Annotated in this window: 15 protein-coding genes; 11 read left to right on the top strand and 4 right to left on the bottom strand. The window is 72.0% G+C overall.

Annotated elements, in window-relative coordinates; all coding sequences use genetic code 11:
• The first annotated feature begins 178 nt into the window (after positions 1-178).
• Together htpX and pspAB are read left to right on the top strand one after the other, a co-directional pair.
• Positions 179-1,102 carry a zinc metalloprotease HtpX gene (gene htpX, locus LZ604_RS32685; RefSeq protein WP_234519656.1) on the top strand — a complete coding sequence of 308 codons (924 nt, stop codon included), beginning with the start codon at positions 179-181 and terminating at the stop codon, positions 1,100-1,102.
• A 6-nt stretch (positions 1,103-1,108) separates the two neighbouring features.
• Positions 1,109-1,693, top strand: a complete 585-nt coding sequence (gene pspAB, locus LZ604_RS32680; RefSeq protein ID WP_234519654.1) for a PspA-associated protein PspAB — start codon at positions 1,109-1,111, stop codon at positions 1,691-1,693.
• A 19-nt stretch (positions 1,694-1,712) separates the two neighbouring features.
• Here the strand turns inward: pspAB and LZ604_RS32675 are convergent, their stop codons facing one another.
• Positions 1,713-1,988, bottom strand: coding sequence for a hypothetical protein (locus tag LZ604_RS32675; protein WP_234519653.1), 276 nt, complete (start codon positions 1,986-1,988; stop codon positions 1,713-1,715).
• A 260-nt stretch (positions 1,989-2,248) separates the two neighbouring features.
• Here LZ604_RS32675 and LZ604_RS32670 point away from each other — a divergent pair, with 260 nt between their 5' ends.
• Positions 2,249-3,442 carry a winged helix DNA-binding domain-containing protein gene (locus LZ604_RS32670; protein ID WP_234519651.1) on the top strand — a complete coding sequence of 398 codons (1,194 nt, stop codon included), beginning with the start codon at positions 2,249-2,251 and terminating at the stop codon, positions 3,440-3,442.
• 73 nt (positions 3,443-3,515) lie between these two features.
• On the opposite strand, the gene LZ604_RS32665 is transcribed toward LZ604_RS32670, so the two are convergent.
• Complete coding sequence (locus LZ604_RS32665; RefSeq protein ID WP_234519649.1) at positions 3,516-3,824, bottom strand: hypothetical protein; 309 nt, start codon at positions 3,822-3,824, stop codon at positions 3,516-3,518.
• A gap of 385 nt (positions 3,825-4,209) precedes the next feature.
• Here LZ604_RS32665 and LZ604_RS32660 point away from each other — a divergent pair, with 385 nt between their 5' ends.
• The 5 genes from LZ604_RS32660 to LZ604_RS32640 all read left to right on the top strand — a co-directional run bounded on the left by LZ604_RS32660 (position 4,210) and on the right by LZ604_RS32640 (position 10,152).
• The gene (locus tag LZ604_RS32660; RefSeq protein WP_234519648.1) at positions 4,210-4,938 is read left to right on the top strand and encodes an SCO2207 family protein; all 729 of its coding nucleotides are present in this window, start codon (positions 4,210-4,212) and stop codon (positions 4,936-4,938) included.
• 349 nt (positions 4,939-5,287) lie between these two features.
• Positions 5,288-6,325: a glutamine synthetase gene (glnII, locus tag LZ604_RS32655; protein ID WP_234519647.1), complete on the top strand. Its 1,038-nt coding sequence runs from the start codon at positions 5,288-5,290 to the stop codon at positions 6,323-6,325.
• Between the two features lie 370 nt (positions 6,326-6,695).
• A complete protein-coding gene (locus LZ604_RS32650) occupies positions 6,696-7,295 on the top strand; it encodes a winged helix-turn-helix domain-containing protein (protein ID WP_234519646.1) in 600 nt (199 codons plus the stop codon).
• 76 nt (positions 7,296-7,371) lie between these two features.
• Positions 7,372-8,388, top strand: coding sequence for an NAD-dependent epimerase/dehydratase family protein (locus tag LZ604_RS32645; RefSeq protein WP_234519645.1), 1,017 nt, complete (start codon positions 7,372-7,374; stop codon positions 8,386-8,388).
• 201 nt (positions 8,389-8,589) lie between these two features.
• Positions 8,590-10,152, top strand: a complete 1,563-nt coding sequence (locus LZ604_RS32640) for a DUF1996 domain-containing protein (RefSeq protein WP_234519644.1) — start codon at positions 8,590-8,592, stop codon at positions 10,150-10,152.
• A gap of 71 nt (positions 10,153-10,223) precedes the next feature.
• Here the strand turns inward: LZ604_RS32640 and LZ604_RS32635 are convergent, their stop codons facing one another.
• The gene (locus tag LZ604_RS32635; protein WP_234519643.1) at positions 10,224-10,640 is read right to left on the bottom strand and encodes a hypothetical protein; all 417 of its coding nucleotides are present in this window, start codon (positions 10,638-10,640) and stop codon (positions 10,224-10,226) included.
• Between the two features lie 187 nt (positions 10,641-10,827).
• Between LZ604_RS32635 and LZ604_RS32630 the strand changes: the two genes are divergently transcribed.
• From LZ604_RS32630 to LZ604_RS32620, 3 genes are all read left to right on the top strand, one after another.
• Positions 10,828-11,331 carry a tetratricopeptide repeat protein gene (locus tag LZ604_RS32630; RefSeq protein ID WP_234519642.1) on the top strand — a complete coding sequence of 168 codons (504 nt, stop codon included), beginning with the start codon at positions 10,828-10,830 and terminating at the stop codon, positions 11,329-11,331.
• Between the two features lie 344 nt (positions 11,332-11,675).
• Positions 11,676-13,655, top strand: a complete 1,980-nt coding sequence (locus LZ604_RS32625) for a hypothetical protein (RefSeq protein ID WP_234519641.1) — start codon at positions 11,676-11,678, stop codon at positions 13,653-13,655.
• Positions 13,656-13,771: 116 nt separating this feature from the next.
• Positions 13,772-14,461: a TetR/AcrR family transcriptional regulator gene (locus tag LZ604_RS32620; RefSeq protein WP_234519640.1), complete on the top strand. Its 690-nt coding sequence runs from the start codon at positions 13,772-13,774 to the stop codon at positions 14,459-14,461.
• Positions 14,462-14,468: 7 nt separating this feature from the next.
• On the opposite strand, the gene LZ604_RS32615 is transcribed toward LZ604_RS32620, so the two are convergent.
• Positions 14,469-14,825, bottom strand: a complete 357-nt coding sequence (locus LZ604_RS32615; protein ID WP_234519638.1) for a 5-carboxymethyl-2-hydroxymuconate Delta-isomerase — start codon at positions 14,823-14,825, stop codon at positions 14,469-14,471.
• Between the last annotated feature and the right edge of the window lie 199 nt (positions 14,826-15,024).

Here is a 15,024-nt window from a genome sequence, read left to right as displayed (position 1 = left end):
CGGCACCCGGACGCAAGGCTCATGGACGCTGTCCACGGCTGCCCCGGCGCGCCGTCCGCGGGCCGCATGCACTCTTTGCCTGACAAGGGGCCGTTCGGGACCGGTTCATGGGGAGGGGGTGGCGCACAATGGGGGTGGGACGAGTGCCTTACTGCGGGGTACTGCGGGGTGATGCAGGATGCAGAGCCGGTTCCGGAGCGATCGGCGGCTGACCGTACGGATGACGGTCACGTTGTTTCTGCTGGGATTGCTGTACGTGGCGTTCGTCGCCGCGTTGATCGCGTTGCTGAAGTCCTGGGTGCTGGTCGTGGTGATCGCGGCGCTGGCACTCGGCGCGCAGTACTGGTTCTCCGACCGGATCGCGCTGTACGCCATGCACGGGCGGATCGTGGAGCGGGAGGAGTATCCGCAGCTGCACGGTGTGGTCGACCGGCTGTGTGCCGTGGCCGACATGCCCAAGCCGCTCGTGGCCGTCTCCGAGCTGGACATGCCGAACGCGTTCGCGACCGGGCGCAATCCCGACCACGCCGTGCTGTGCGTGACCACCGGGCTGCTGCGGCGGCTGGAGCCCGACGAGTTGGAGGGCGTGCTCGCCCACGAGCTGTCGCATGTGGCGCACAAGGACGTCGCCGTGATCACGGTGGCCTCGTTCCTGGGAGTCATCGCGGGGCTGGTCGTACGGTTCGCCTTCTACTCCGAGCTCTTCGGCGGGCGGGGACGCAAGGACCAGAACACCATCGTGGTCCTCGGCGCGGTGATGGGGATCTCGGCGCTGGTCTACGCGATCAGTTTCGTGCTGATCCGGGCCCTGTCCCGGTACCGGGAGCTGGCCGCCGACCGGGCCGCCGCCCACCTCACCGGGCGCCCCTCGGCGCTCGCGTCCGCGCTGACCAAGGTCACCGGGGACATCGCCCGCATCCCGACGAAGGACCTGCGGACGGCACAGGCGTTCAACGCGTTCTACTTCACGCCCGCGTTCGGCGCCGAGCCGGGTATCTCGCGCTTCTTCTCCACCCACCCGACCCTCGAGCAGCGGCTGGAGCAGCTCGCCCGTATCTCCGCGGAGCTGGGCGAGGCGGCCGCGCCGGGGAAGGCGGGCTGAGGGCAGATGGGGCTCCTGGACATCCTGCTGGGCCGGACCAAACCGGTGGCGCCCGACCTCGACCGGCTGTTCGCCCTGCCGTCGGCGGCGGTGACACTCGAGGTCGCCGCCGGGTTCACCCCGACCGGGACCGGCGCGGTCTGCTTCGCCACGGTCGAGGGCGGAGCCTTCACCGAGGCGAACCGCGAGGTCCAGGCGCTCCTGGACGCCGACACCGACCGCACGGGACCGCCCGTGGAGCTGCGACGGGACGACTACGGGTACTCGTGGCTGGTGTCGCGCCGCTCGCCCGACCAGCTGTCCTCCCTGGTCAACGATCTGCACGCGGTGAACAGCGCGATGGAGGTCAACGGGTTCGGACCGCAGCTGCTGTGCTCGGTGGCCGGCTTCCGGGACGAGGGCGGGCGGCGGCTCGGCCTGGTCTACCTGTACAAGCGCGGCACCTTCTACCCGTTCGCACCGCTTCCCGGGCCGGGCGAGCGCCGCGACAACGCACTGGAGCTGCAGATCAAGGCCGCGCTCGCCGGTGAACTGCGCATCGAGCAGGACCTCGGGCGCTGGTTCCCGATCTGGGGCGCGCCCGGTCTGTGAACCGGCGGCCCCAGTCGGGTCACTTGCTCTTCTCCCGGGCCTGGCGACGGGCCTCGAAGGGGCGCTCGCGGCGGTAGCGGCGCTCCCACTTGGCCTGCTGGTCACGGCGCTCGCGGTACTGCTGGTAGGTGGCCGCCGTCCCCGGGGCGGCCCCCGTGCCCGACGACGCCGAGGACGAGCCCCGTCCGTACTGGGCGTACAGGAAGAGCAGGGCGACGGCGGCGAGCCACCAGGCGTGGTCGGTGAACCCCAGGACGACGAAAAGTGCGGTTCCGGCAAGGATGATGGTGCCCATGACGGGTCTCCGTGGCGTGGGTGGGTGGTTGTGCCAGGGTGTCCGCGGGTCGCTGGGGGTGGGCGGCCGCCGACGGTGCGTCGAGAGTAGCCCTGAGTCCACCGGCTGATACCGGTCCTTCGGGAACCGGTGGTGGGCGGCTCCGGTACGCGTGTCCAGCGTAGGGACACGGTTACGCACGGTGCATCTCCTTTTCGCCGGGCTCGTGGACCGGCCGGGTGGAGGATGGACGTTCCTGAGGGTGAGACGGGGAGGTTGGTGTGGGCGGGCGGGAGCGGCACATCGGGACGGCGGAGCGGCGGGCCCGGCTCGCACTGCGGCAACGGCTGGCCGCCGGGGCGCGGGCGACGACGCCCGAGGAGGTCGCGCGATCACTGGTGGCGCTGCACGGAACCGATCCGGCCACCGTGTACCTGGCCGTCGGTGCACGGCTCGCCGAAGCCGACGGCACGGTGGCGGAGGTCGGGCGGGCCCTGTACGAGGACCGGACGCTGGTGCGGATGCACGGCATGCGCCACACCGTGTTCGTGTTCCCGGCCGAGCTGGCGGCCGTGGTGCACGCATCGACGGGGCCGGCCAACGCGGCGAAGGCGCGGGCCGGGCTGATCAAGGACATGGTGACCGGAAGCGGCGGCCGGCTGACGGAGGAGTGGCTGAGGGAGGTCGAGACGTCGGCGCTCGCCGCGCTGGCCCGGCGCGGGCAGGCGACGGTCGCCGAACTCACCCGGGACGAGCCGCGGCTGAAGGAGCAGTTCACCTACGCGGCGGGCAGGAGCTACGAGAGCCTGCACACCGTGTCCTCGCAGCTGATGCGGGTGCTCGGTGTCGAGGGACGGGTGGTGCGCGGGCGCCCTCTGGGCGCGTGGACGTCGTCGCAGTTCCGCTGGGCGGTCGCACCGCCCCACCCCGACGTCCCGTCCGACGGGGCGCAGGCCGAGCTGCTGCGCCGCTGGCTGACGGTCTGCGGCCCGGCGACGGAGGCGGACCTCAAGTGGTGGACGGGCTGGCGGGTCACGGAGGTGCGCCGGGCGCTGACGGCGATCGGGGCGACGGCGGTGACGCTCGACGGTGGGATGACGGCGTATGTGACGGCCGGTGACGAGGAACCGGTGAGGGCTCCCGCCGGGCCATGGGCCGCCCTGCTCCCGGGCCTCGACCCCACGGCGATGGGCTGGCAGGAGCGCGACTGGTACCTGTCCCCGGACCTGCGCCCGGCGCTCTTCGACCGCAGCGGCAACGTCGGCCCGACGGTGTGGTGGGACGGCCGGGTGGTCGGCGGCTGGGGTCAGCGCCCGGACGGTGAGGTGGTCTGGCGGCTGCTGGAGACGGAGGGCGGCGGACGGGAGGCCACGGCGGCGATCGAGGCCGAGGCGGCCCGGCTGACCTCGTGGCTGGCGGGCACCCGGGTGACACCGCGCTTCCGGACCCCGCTGGAGAGGGAACTGTCGCGTTAGCGGCACCTCCCGCAGGGTCCGGCCGGCGGCGGGCGCCTCGTGAGGGGAGACACCCGGCCGGTGGCTCAGCCTCTCAACGGCAGTACCGCATCAGCGCCCGCACCATGTGGCAGGTCGTGTCCGACGGCGGGTGCACCCCGATCTGCTCCGCCGTGCTTCGTATCGTCTCGTTGTGGGCCTGGTTCGGTACGTACACCCCGGAGTCGAGCAGGGCGATCGCCAGACGCATCGCCTTCAGACGCCGGTTGTGCGTGACGTACCACTCTCGCGGCCGCCCCGGCGGGAGCGGGCGCTTGAGCACGGGCGCGTACGGCAGATCCATGGGGACCGGCCGCCCGGCGGTGGACTGGGTCGGCTTCGGCTTGGTTGCGGCAGCGGGCACAGGCATCCTCCTGTCGCGATCAGGGAGCCGTCCGGACACCCGGCAACTCCCTCGAACACTGCTTCAAGTCTACTGGTCGCCACTGACAATCGGGGAGCTCGCAGGGGTCGTTAAAAGCCCGTCTGAACTGGTGAATTGATGTGCCGTCACGGCAGTTCCAGGAGTTGCGCACGAGTCCGCGAAAATTCGAACAGAGTCCTGGTGGGCACGTTGTTCGCGACGGGCGGCCGGCCCCTCGCCCCCCGGCCGGTCGGCAACTGCGGTGTGATCCACGCAACTTCAACGACTTCCGTAACCGCTGAGTAACCGCGTTCGGGGCCTCGTACATAGCGGCGTACCTATCGCGACCGGCCGCCGACGAGGTGGCCGGGGACAGGAGGCGCGCATGTCGCGTAGGAGAACCCTCAGTCCCAAGAAGAAGATCGCTCTGGCGGTCACCGCGCTGGCCGTGGCGGGCAGCGGGGCCTTCGCCCTCGCGGCCACCTCGAACGCCGCGAACGTGCAGAACGCGGCGAACTCGACGGTCTGCCAGGGCCTGGCCACCGCGCTCGGCAACAACGAGTCGTTCATCGCCGCGCAGAAGGCGAACCCGGACGCCCAGTCGGCGGCGCGGATCGCCAACCGCGAGGCGGTCGTCGCCGAGATCAAGCGCAAGCAGGAGGCGTCCGGCTGCCAGGTCGGCGAGTCCATCCAGGCGGGCGGGGCGGCGCAGCAGTCCGGCGGTGCGGCGCAGGCCGGGGGGTCGGCTCAGGACCCCCAGGCCGGGCAGGCCGGACAGCAGTCCGCGTCCGCCGCGCCGGCGTCGAGTGCACCCGCGAACGGCGCAGGGAACAACGGGGAGGCCGGAAACGCCGGCGCCGCCTCGGGCCAGCAGGTCTGCAAGGGCTCGACCGTGACGCTCTCCGGCGAGGGCGGGGCGCCGGCGGCGTCCAGCAACCAGTTCCCGTCGGGCACGAAGCTGAAGGTCACCAACCTGGACAACAACAAGTCCACGACGGTGACGGTCACTTCGGTCTCCGGCAGCTGTGTGCTGCTCAACAACGCGGCCTTCGAGCAGGTCCGCGAGCCGGGCAAGTTCCTGATCCGCCGGGCAGTGATCGAGAAGGTGGGGTGACGTCTGCGGATCGGAGATCCCACCAGTCGGCGGCCGGTGACCGCCGGGGCGCTGTACGGCAGCGGCCCGGCGGCGCCGGGGCGGCCGTCTGAGGGGACGGGGGGCGGGTCCTGCTGTTCGGCCACGAGCAGCAGGACCCGTGTGCGTGGCGGGCGCGGCGCTGCCGGGCGGCTCCCCCAGCGCCCGCCCGGCACCAGGTGAGGTCACACACGCCCCGGGTAACACGGGGTTCACACCGGGGCAATGGCCGGGAAATCGCCTGTTGACACGCTGCCGGGCAGGAAACGCGGTGCCGTGGCGCCGCGGCACCCGCAAGTGCGCCAAGACCCACCCCCGAAGGATGTGGCCCGTGACCTTCAAGGCTGAGTACATCTGGATCGACGGCACCGAGCCGACGGCCAAGCTCCGTTCCAAGACGAAGATCCTGGCGGACTCCGGGAAAGCAGCCGAGGCCGCCGAGCTTCCGATCTGGGGTTTCGACGGGTCGTCCACCAACCAGGCCGAGGGTCACTCCTCGGACTGTGTGCTCAAGCCGGTCTTCGTGTGTCCCGACCCGATCCGCGGCGGCGACGACGTCCTGGTGCTCTGCGAGGTCCTGAACACGGACATGACCCCGCACTCCTCCAACACGCGTGCCGCGCTGGCGGAGGTCGCCGAGAGGTTCGCCGCGCAGGAGCCGGTCTTCGGCATCGAGCAGGAGTACACCTTCTTCGACGGCTCGCGCCCGCTCGGCTTCCCGGAGGGCGGCTTCCCGGCCCCGCAGGGCGGCTACTACTGCGGTGTCGGCGCCGACGAGATCTTCGGCCGCGAGATCGTCGAGGCGCACCTGGAGAACTGCCTGAAGGCGGGCCTGGGCATCTCCGGCATCAACGCCGAGGTCATGCCCGGCCAGTGGGAGTTCCAGGTGGGCCCGCTCGCCGCGCTGGAGGTCGCCGACCAGCTGTGGGTGGCCCGCTGGCTGCTGTACCGCACCGCCGAGGACTTCGGCGTCTCCGCCACGCTCGACCCGAAGCCGGTGAAGGGCGACTGGAACGGCGCGGGAGCGCACACCAACTTCTCCACCAAGGCGATGCGTGAGGGCTACGACGCGATCATCACCGCGTGCGAGGCGCTCGGCGAGGGTTCCAAGCCGCTCGACCACGTCAAGAACTACGGCGCAGGCATCGACGACCGCCTGACGGGCCTGCACGAGACCGCCCCGTGGAACGAGTACTCCTACGGCGTCTCCAACCGCGGCGCCTCCGTCCGCATCCCGTGGCAGGTCGAGAAGGACGGCAAGGGCTACATCGAGGACCGCCGCCCGAACGCCAACGTCGACCCGTACGTGGTCACCCGCCTCATCGTCGACACCTGCTGCACGGCCCTGGAGAAGGCCGGCCAGGTCTGACCGGCACCCCTGCCTTCCCAAGGGGGCGCCCACCGCTTGGTGGGCGCCCCCTTCGCGTCGTCCGGAAGGAGGCGTCCGATGCGTGAGAGCAGACTCCTCCCCGGCCCGGCGGTCTGGTTGAATGGAGCCATGGCCAGCTTCAAGGAGCACAACGCGACGGGTCGCCACGACCTCGAGCCCTTCTGGCCTTCCCGTCAGCACCACGATTTCGACCGGGTGTGTTGTCGCGCGAGGAACGCGCGGGCCCTCTAAAGCCGTACACCCCGGCCTTCGGCCAGCGCGCACGACGAACGTCCTCGACGACCCCGGCCACGCCTCGCGGTCGTCGGCCTCCCCGACGAACTTCTCGCGCGAAAGAAGCTGACCTGCCATGGCGACCACTCGTTCTTTCCCGACCGCCGCCCTCAACGCCCCGACCGCCCCGGTGAACGGCCCCGTACGGCACCGCCTGCGTGCCGTCGACCGGGACGAGGTCGCCGGTGTCCCCGACTTCCTGCCACCGGGCGCCACCTGGCTGCCGGCGCCCCCGCACTCCCTGCCCGAACTGCCGGGCCGGCCGCCGATGATCGGCTACCTGGTGCTCGTACCGGCCGACCAGCGGCCGCCCTTCCTGCCGGTCGCCGTGCCCGGGCCCGCGGACGACGACGCCGCGGCCGGGCGGGCCGCCGACCGCACCGCCGGTGACCCGCTCGTCCGCGTCGACACCGCGCGGCGCACCGCCGAGGTGGCCGGGCGGCCGCTCGACCTCACCTACCTGGAGTTCGAGCTGCTCGCCCATCTGGTCGCGCACCCGCACCGGGTGCACACCCGGGACCAGCTGGTGAGCACGGTGTGGGGCTATGGACACGTGGGCGACGGGCGCACCGTCGACGTCCACATCGCCCGTCTGCGGCGCAAGCTCGGCGCAGAGCACCGCCGGGCGATCCAGACGGTACGGCGCGTGGGTTACAAGTACGCGCCGGGCCGCTGACCCCCGTACCGGCGAACGGATCTTCTGTCGGCAGATCCGGTTCCGCCCCACGGGCCGGCCGGGCACAGTTGTCGGCATGAGACTTCTGGTCCTGGGCGGTACGGAGTTCGCGGGGCGGGCCGTCGCGGAGGCGGCGGTCGGGCGGGGCTGGGAGGTGACCGTCTTCAACCGGGGACGGCACCGGCCCCCGCCCGGAGTACGGCACATACGGGGTGACCGCACCGCCCCCGGCGGGCCGGCCGCCCTTGCCGGGGGCGAGTGGGATGCCGTCGTCGACACGTGGTCGTCGGCGCCGCGCGCGGTGCACGAGTCCGCCCGGCTGCTCGCCGGCCGGGCCGGGCGGTATGTGTACGTGTCGAGCTGCTCGGTGTACGCCTGGGCACCCGGCCCCGGCTACGACGAGGGCGCGCCTCTCGTTCGGGATGCCGCGGCGGACGCGGAGCACACCGACTACCCGCGGGACAAGCGGGGTGGTGAGCTGGCCGCGCAGGCGGCGTTCGGCACGCAGAGGTCCCTGCTGGTGCGGTCGGGGCTGATCCTGGGCCCGTACGAGAACATCCACCGCCTGCCGTGGTGGCTCACCCGGATCGCCCGCGGCGGCCCCGTCCTCGCTCCCGGGCCGCGCGATCTGCCGTTGCAGTACGTCGACGTACGGGATCTCGCGGAGTGGATCCTCGGTGCGGTGGAGCGGGGGCTGAGCGGGCCGTACAACCTCGTCGGCCCGCGGGGCCACACGACCATGGGCGAGCTGCTGGAGGCGTGCGTACGGGTGACCGGAAGCGATGCCCGGCTGCGCTGGACGGCGCCCGAGGTGATCCTCGGCGCGGGTATCGAGCCCTGGACACAGCTGCCGGTGTGGGTGCCGCCGGACAGCGACTACCACGCGGCCCTGCACGGTGCGGACGTGTCACGGGCGGTACGGGACGGGCTGCGCTGCCGGCCCGTGGCGGAGACCGTGGCGGACACCTGGGACTGGCTGCGGAGCATCGGCGGAAAGGCGCCCCGGCGGCCCGGCCGTCCCCCGGTGGGCCTCGATGCCGCGGTGGAGGAGAAAGTGCTGGCCGGTAAAGACCAGGGCGGCGCCGTACGTTGAATTGAATTCAAAGAATGTCTGGTTACCCTCCTCAACTCCCTCTGAAACTGGGGCTTCTGTGAGCCTTGCGCCCGAAATGGACTCAGGAACTTCTAAGTTTTTCCTAGGTTTCTGAACGCCCCACGAGCCCCCTGCGTATGGGATGACACCGCTTCACCCCTGTCGGGCGCCTCCGCCCCGAAAGGAAGTCAGAGGAGTTCCATGGGACGCAACACTCGAAAACGCCGTACGCCGCTGGCCAACAAGGCCATAGCCGCCTCGGCTGCCCTAGCGCTCGGTGGGGGCGGGCTGATCTGGGCGAACTACTATGCATCGGCGCACGAGACGAGCAACAACGCCTGGGGCAACCAGACGAAGGCCGCCGGCGCACAGACGGCGACCATCTCGTGCCCGGACGTGGGCCAGAAGCTCACCAACGTGCCGAACCAGGCGCGGAACGAGGTCGCCGGTGAACTGGCCAACCTCGACCGCCAGATCACCGACGCCTACCAGCGTCTGGCGACCACGCGGGACGCTCAGGCCAGGGATGCGAGTTTCGTTCAGAACTCCATCCTCCAGCCGCTGAAGGACCGGCGTCAGGCGGTCCTGGACCGGATCAAGCTGGAGATCACCCGGGCCGGCGGCACGGCGCCCGGCAATCTGAACGTCCTCGCCTCCTGCACCGGCACCCCCGCCAACCAGACCACCAACGGCGGTCAGCAGCAGAACGGTGGCCAGCAGCAGAACGGCGGTCAGCAGCAGGCAGGTGGTCAGCAGCAGGGCGGCCAGCAGCAGAACGGCGGCCAGCAGCAGAACGGCGGCCAGCAGCAGAACGGCGGTCAGCAGCAGAACATCGGCGGCCAGGCCGGGAACGGCCCGGTGGCGGCGGACTTCGTCGACATCACCAAGGTGCAGCCGAACGTCGCCGCCAAGCCGCAGAAGACCGGCAACGCCTCGACCGGAACGTTCACCACCCGGTGCGGTGTGAACGCGAACAAGAACCACAACACCGACAACGTGATCGTGGCGCCCGGCGTGACCAACGGCGCGCACCACCTGCACGACTACGTCGGCAACCAGAAGGTCAACGCGTTCTCCAGCAACAACACGTTCCTGCAGGGTGGGACGAGCTGCCAGAACGGGAACGACCTGTCGTCGTACTACTGGCCGGTCGTCCGGATCCAGGACGGCAGCCAGGACTTCGACCAGAACGCCGACGGCGGTGGCAAGGAAGGCAACGTCGGCAAGATCCTGACCCCCGTGCAGGCCCAGATCAAGTACGTCGGCAGCCCGACCAGCAAGGTCGTCGCGATGCCGCAGTTCCTGCGCATCATCACCGGTGACGCCAAGACCACCACCAACGGCCTGGCGAACGCCAACGCGCACTGGAGCTGCACCGGCTTCGAGAACAAGGTCCAGCTGACGACGCAGTACCCGATCTGCCCGCAGGGCAGCAAGGTGGTCCGCACGTTCGCGTTCCAGAGCTGCTGGGACGGCCAGAACATCGACAGCGCCAACCACCGCACGCACGTCGCCTTCGCCGACGCCAACGGCAACTGCCAGAACGGCTTCAAGGCGATCCCGCAGCTGACGATGCGGCTGGTGTACAACATCACCCCGCCGACCATCCAGAACGGTCAGGTGAAGAACGCCTTCGCGGTCGACGGCTTCCCGGAGCAGCTCCACAAGCCGGCCACCGACCACGACGACTTCATCAGCGTCACGAAGAACGGTCTGGCGAACAAGATCGCGAGCTGCATCAACCGCGGTCAGAACTGCGCCTGATCCCTGAGCGCAAACGAAGGCCGGTGGCGGGTCCCTCCCGCCACCGGCCTTCGCCGTTGCGCTGTTCCCGGTCAGCCGCTGTGCGAGTGCGCGTGGTGGTCGACCCCGATCTCGACGTCGCCGCCGAGCGTACCGCGCAGCGCCTTGACCACTCCGTCGTCCCCGACGGCGACCCACTTGCGGCCCACGAGGTAGTAGCCGCCGTAGTCCTTGGCGTCATTGATCCACTCGCGCTGCCCCCGGTCGGTGGCGAAGGTGGCGAGCACGAACTTGCCGTCGGGATTGGTGCAGATGGCCTGCCGGATCTCGTCGGCGTCCGTCTGGATGTTCGGCTTGCACTTCACGTCCGCCGCCAGGTCCTCCAGGCTGCCGGTCGCGGTCGCCGGGACCTTGCCCTGGGCACCGCCCGACCCGCCCGATCCGGCGCAGCCGGTCAGCACCAGCAGGGCGACGGCCGCACCGGCCGCCAGCTTCTCGCGCGTCCTCATGTCTTCCTCCGGTCGTTCCGGCCCATGCCGCTGGAAGCCCCCGCGAGGGCCCTGCCCTTCCCTACGGCTGTGACGCGTCCCGTGCTCAACCGCACCCCGTCCCCCTCCGGGATCACACAAACCCGGTGCCCCGATCGGCACGTGTATGCGAAGGTGAGCGGCCGGGCACTCGGGACGAGGGGGAAGCGTGAGCACGCAGGACTGGGAGGACCGGGTGGCCGCCGCATGGGCGGCCTTCGACGACTACGCCGAGGAGGATGCGGCAGGGTTCCGGGCGGTGATCGACGCCCTGGTCGACGAGTTGCCCGACGGCAGTCCGCTCGGCCCCTTCGAGCGGGCCTGCGCCTGGGACTCCACGGGCCACCCGGACAAGGCGGTGCCGCTGTACCGGGAGGCGCTGGTGCGCGGTCTCGGCGGATACCGCGGCCGCCGGGCGAAGATCCAGCTGTCCAGCTCGCTGCGGAACATCGGGCGGGCGGAAGAGGGCGTCGAACTGCTCACCCCCGAACTCGACGCCCCGGGCGACGAACTGGACGACGCCGTGCGTGCCTGCCTGGCCCTGTGTCTGTCCAGCCTGGGCCGTGACCGCGAGGGACTCTCCCTGGTGCTCGGCGCGCTCGCCCCCCATCTGCCGCGCTACCGGCGGTCGATGGCGAACTACGCCCGCCTGCTGGTCGAGCCCGGCGACTGACCGCCGACTCACTCGCCGCACCCGGCGACGGATTGCCGCCCCCTCGCCGCACCCGGTGACCGACCTCCGACCCTTTCGCCGCATGGCCGACCACCGGCCCTCTCGCCGCACGACCGACAACTGGCCCCCTCGCCACACCCGGCGACCGACCATCGCCCCCCCTTGCCACACCCGGCGACCGGACCACCGACCCCTCGCCACACGACCGACCACCGGCCCCCTCCCCACACCCACCGACCGACCGCTCTCCCGCTCGTCGAACCGGGGCGGAAAGTGCCGAGACCTGCGGGCGGGCCGCTCCCGCGTCCAGGTGACCAACCACCGTTCCGCTCGTTCTGCTGAGCGTGCAGTCACAGGACGTCGCCCACCACCGTGCATCGGCCCATGGACCGGTCATCGACGTCGAGCAGGCCGAGGCCGCGCTCGTCGAGCACTACCCCCGGCTCGTCCGGATCGCCTATCTGGTGCTGCCGCCGGACCTCGGCCGCAACCGGCGGGTGCTGACCGCGCATGCCCTCGTCCAGCGGGCGCTGCCCCGCAAGCGCACCGTCGCCGCCGTGATTCCGGCGCAGAGCGGGCGGCGCCGCGGCGCCTCGGGGTCCGCCCGCCCGGGCGAGGCCGACAACCGCAAAGGGGCCGAGGGCCCCGACGGCGACCCCGCCTACCTGCTGCTGCGGCTGCGGGTGCTGCGGTCGGCGCTGGAGGCGGGCCTGCCGCTTCGGTGCACGGCCTGGCCCAAACGGTCCCAGCTGCCACCGCTGCTGCCCCAGCTGTGGGGACTGCGGCTGTTCCCGCGCTCGGGCGGCGCCGATGAACTCGCCCTGGACCAGAGGCTGTCCTCACTGTCCGGCCCGGCACGTGCCGCCCATGTGCTGCGCGGTCTGGAGCGGCTCCCCGAGGACGGTGTGCGCAGGCTGCTGGGCGCGGCGGGCGTCGCGGACCCGTCGGCGGCGATCCGCGAGGCCGCGGCCGTACCGGCGCAGGACACCCTGCTGAGCTCCCCGGAGTTCGATCCGTGCTCGTTGCAGGCCCGGCCGACCGACCTGATGCGGCGCCGGCAGCACGGCAAGGCCGCGCTCGCCGCAGCGGCGGCCGTCGCGGTGTGCGGCGCGCTGCTCGCGCTGCCCAGCGGCGGCTGGGGCCCGGACGGCGCCGCCGCCCCGTTGGACGCGCAGAACCCGGCCGCCCGGGCCGCCCTGGAGCCGGACCGGGTGACGCGGGTGGCGTCCACTGCCTGGCAGACGTCGGCGCGCACCGACTTCTCCGTGTGGCCCGCGCGCGGCGGTCTGACCGGTGACAGGGCGCTGCTGCGGCGCGCGCTCGCCGTATGGGCGCGGCCCGGGGAGTCCGTGCAGGTCTCGGCCACCCCCGGCACCCCTTCGGGCGGGCCCGCCGGCCCGCCACAGCTGCTGTACGCGGGGCAGGTCGACGCGGCCCGCGTGGTGATCTTCCACGACGGTCTGCGCATCGTGCGCTATGCCGAGCCGAAGGACGGCACGAGCGGGGCCGCACTCGACTTCGCCCGGGTGGACTCGGCGACCGGAGCGGAGGCGCAGGCGCTGGTGCTGAACCGGGCCGACCACAACGTCCGCTATCTGACGGCCCCTTGGGTGACGGGCACGGCGGAGCGGGACCTGCTGAAGCCGTCGTCCGGGGCGATGGACCTGCGTCCGGTGGACGGGGTGACCGCCCCGCTGGCGAGTCCGGCCCGGCAGACCGGCTCGTGCACGTCGTGGAACGTCCTCCAGCTGACGGACGGTTCGGGCACGCGGCTGCTGGCCGACCTCGGGGAGCTGGTCCCGGCGCACCTCACCGTGGGCACGCCGGCCGCACCGCGGGAGGCCTCGGGGGCGGCGGCACTGCGCACCTGGGCGCCGCTGGCGTGCTCGCTGGGGGCGGTGCGGTCACAGGGCGTGCGGTCCGTGAACGCGTGGGAGTACGCGCGGCAGTCGCTGCCGGACGGATCCGGAGCCGCGGCATGGGTGTGCACCCGGGCGGACACATGGCGGGGCGACGCCCCGCGGGTGCTGGCGCACTTCCGCACCCCGGGCGGGCGGTCCGCGGCGGTCGCGGCCCAGGCCGAGGGTGTCGCGGCGTGCGGGGCGAAGGATCCCCATGTGCTGGCCGGGGTGTTGTGGAAATCGGCCCAGGGCGCCTGGTACCTGCTCGCCGCGGGCAGCGAGGACACCGCGACCGTCCGGGCGACCGCCGGGGTGAGCGGGTCGGCGCGGGGGAACCTGCTGGCGGTGCGGACCGAGCAGGGGGCGCGGGCCGGGCTGCGGGGGACGCTGACGGACGGAAGGACGGTCGGCGGGCTGCGGTGAGCACGCCGAACGGCCCGCCCGTCGCGGGGCTTCGGTGAGGAAACTGTGCCTGCTTTGTGAACACGCCAAACGGATCCGGCCGGTTCAAGGCTGGATTCGATCGGTAAGGTGTTCGTATGACAATCGGGGTACGCCGCAGAATGGGAGTCGAGGAGCGGCGGCAGCAGTTGATCGGCGTCGCGCTCGAACTGTTCAGCCAGCGCTCCCCGGACGAGGTCTCCATCGACGAGATAGCGTCGGCCGCGGGCATCTCGCGGCCGCTGGTCTACCACTACTTCCCCGGCAAACTCAGCCTGTACGAGGCCGCGTTGAAGCGGGCGTCCGAGGACCTGGCGGAGCGCTTCGTGGAACCGCAGGAGGGCCCTTTGGGTGTGCGGCTGCTGCGGGTGATGCGCCGGTTCTTCGACTTCGTCGACGACCACGGGCCCGGTTTCTCGGCGCTCATGCGCGGCGGGCCCGCCGTCGGCTCCTCGCGGACGAACGCGCTTGTCGACTCGGTGCGGCAGGCGGCGTACGTCCAGGTCCTCGCGCATCTGGGCGTGCAGGATCCGCCCGCGCGGCTGGAACTGGTGGTCCGCTCCTGGATCTCGCTGGTCGAGTCGACGGCGCTGATCTGGCTGGACGGACGGCGGATCCCACGGCAGGAGCTGGAGGCGCAGCTCGTGAACGACTTCGTGGCGCTGACGGCGGTGAGTGCCGCCCGCGACGACGAGATGGGGGCACTGCTGCGCCGGGTGCTCCGGGAGGAGCCGGCCGACGGGCCCTTCGCGGACCTGGCCGCCCGGCTGGGCTCCCTGGCGTCCTGAAGACCTGTCAGTCCTCGAACTTGCGGTACGACGCGTCCAGGTCCCGTACCTCGGCGGACGCGTGCAGGGCGAGAGACCCGGCGGTCTTCACATACCGCCGCAGCAGCTCGAGCGTCGCCTCCGTCAGCCTGGCCTTGGTCTCGTCGGTACGCCCGGCCAGCAGCCCCACGGTGACGTGCACGACGGCGTGACCGTCCGGGTCGGCGCCGACCACGGTGTCCTCGGTGCGGCGGAACTGCGTCTTGCACGCCTCGATCCGCGCGGCCGCGATCTCCACCACCTGGGCGTGCAGCGCCGAGGCGAACCCGAGCCGGTCGAAGGAGTCCGCGAGCGGCGCGGAGTAGTCGACGGTGATCTGCGGCATGGGGGCTCCTGCTCCTGTTCTCCTGCGGGCGCCCTCACCCTAGCCCGGTTTGCGGGAGGGGCGTGCGGGGGGGGGGCCCCGGCCCCCCCCCCCCCCCCCCCCCCCCCCCCCCCCCCCCCCCCCCCCGGCGGGCCCCCCCCCCCCCCCCCCCCCCGCCCCCCCCCCCCCCCCCCCCCCCCCCCCCCCCACCCCGCAAAGT

Source organism: Streptomyces glomeratus, assembly GCF_021462825.1.
In the GTDB taxonomy this organism is placed as follows: Bacteria; Actinomycetota; Actinomycetes; order Streptomycetales; family Streptomycetaceae; genus Streptomyces; species Streptomyces glomeratus.
Note: the sequence above shows the minus strand (reverse complement) of the source record. Positions and strands in the feature narration are given on the sequence as shown.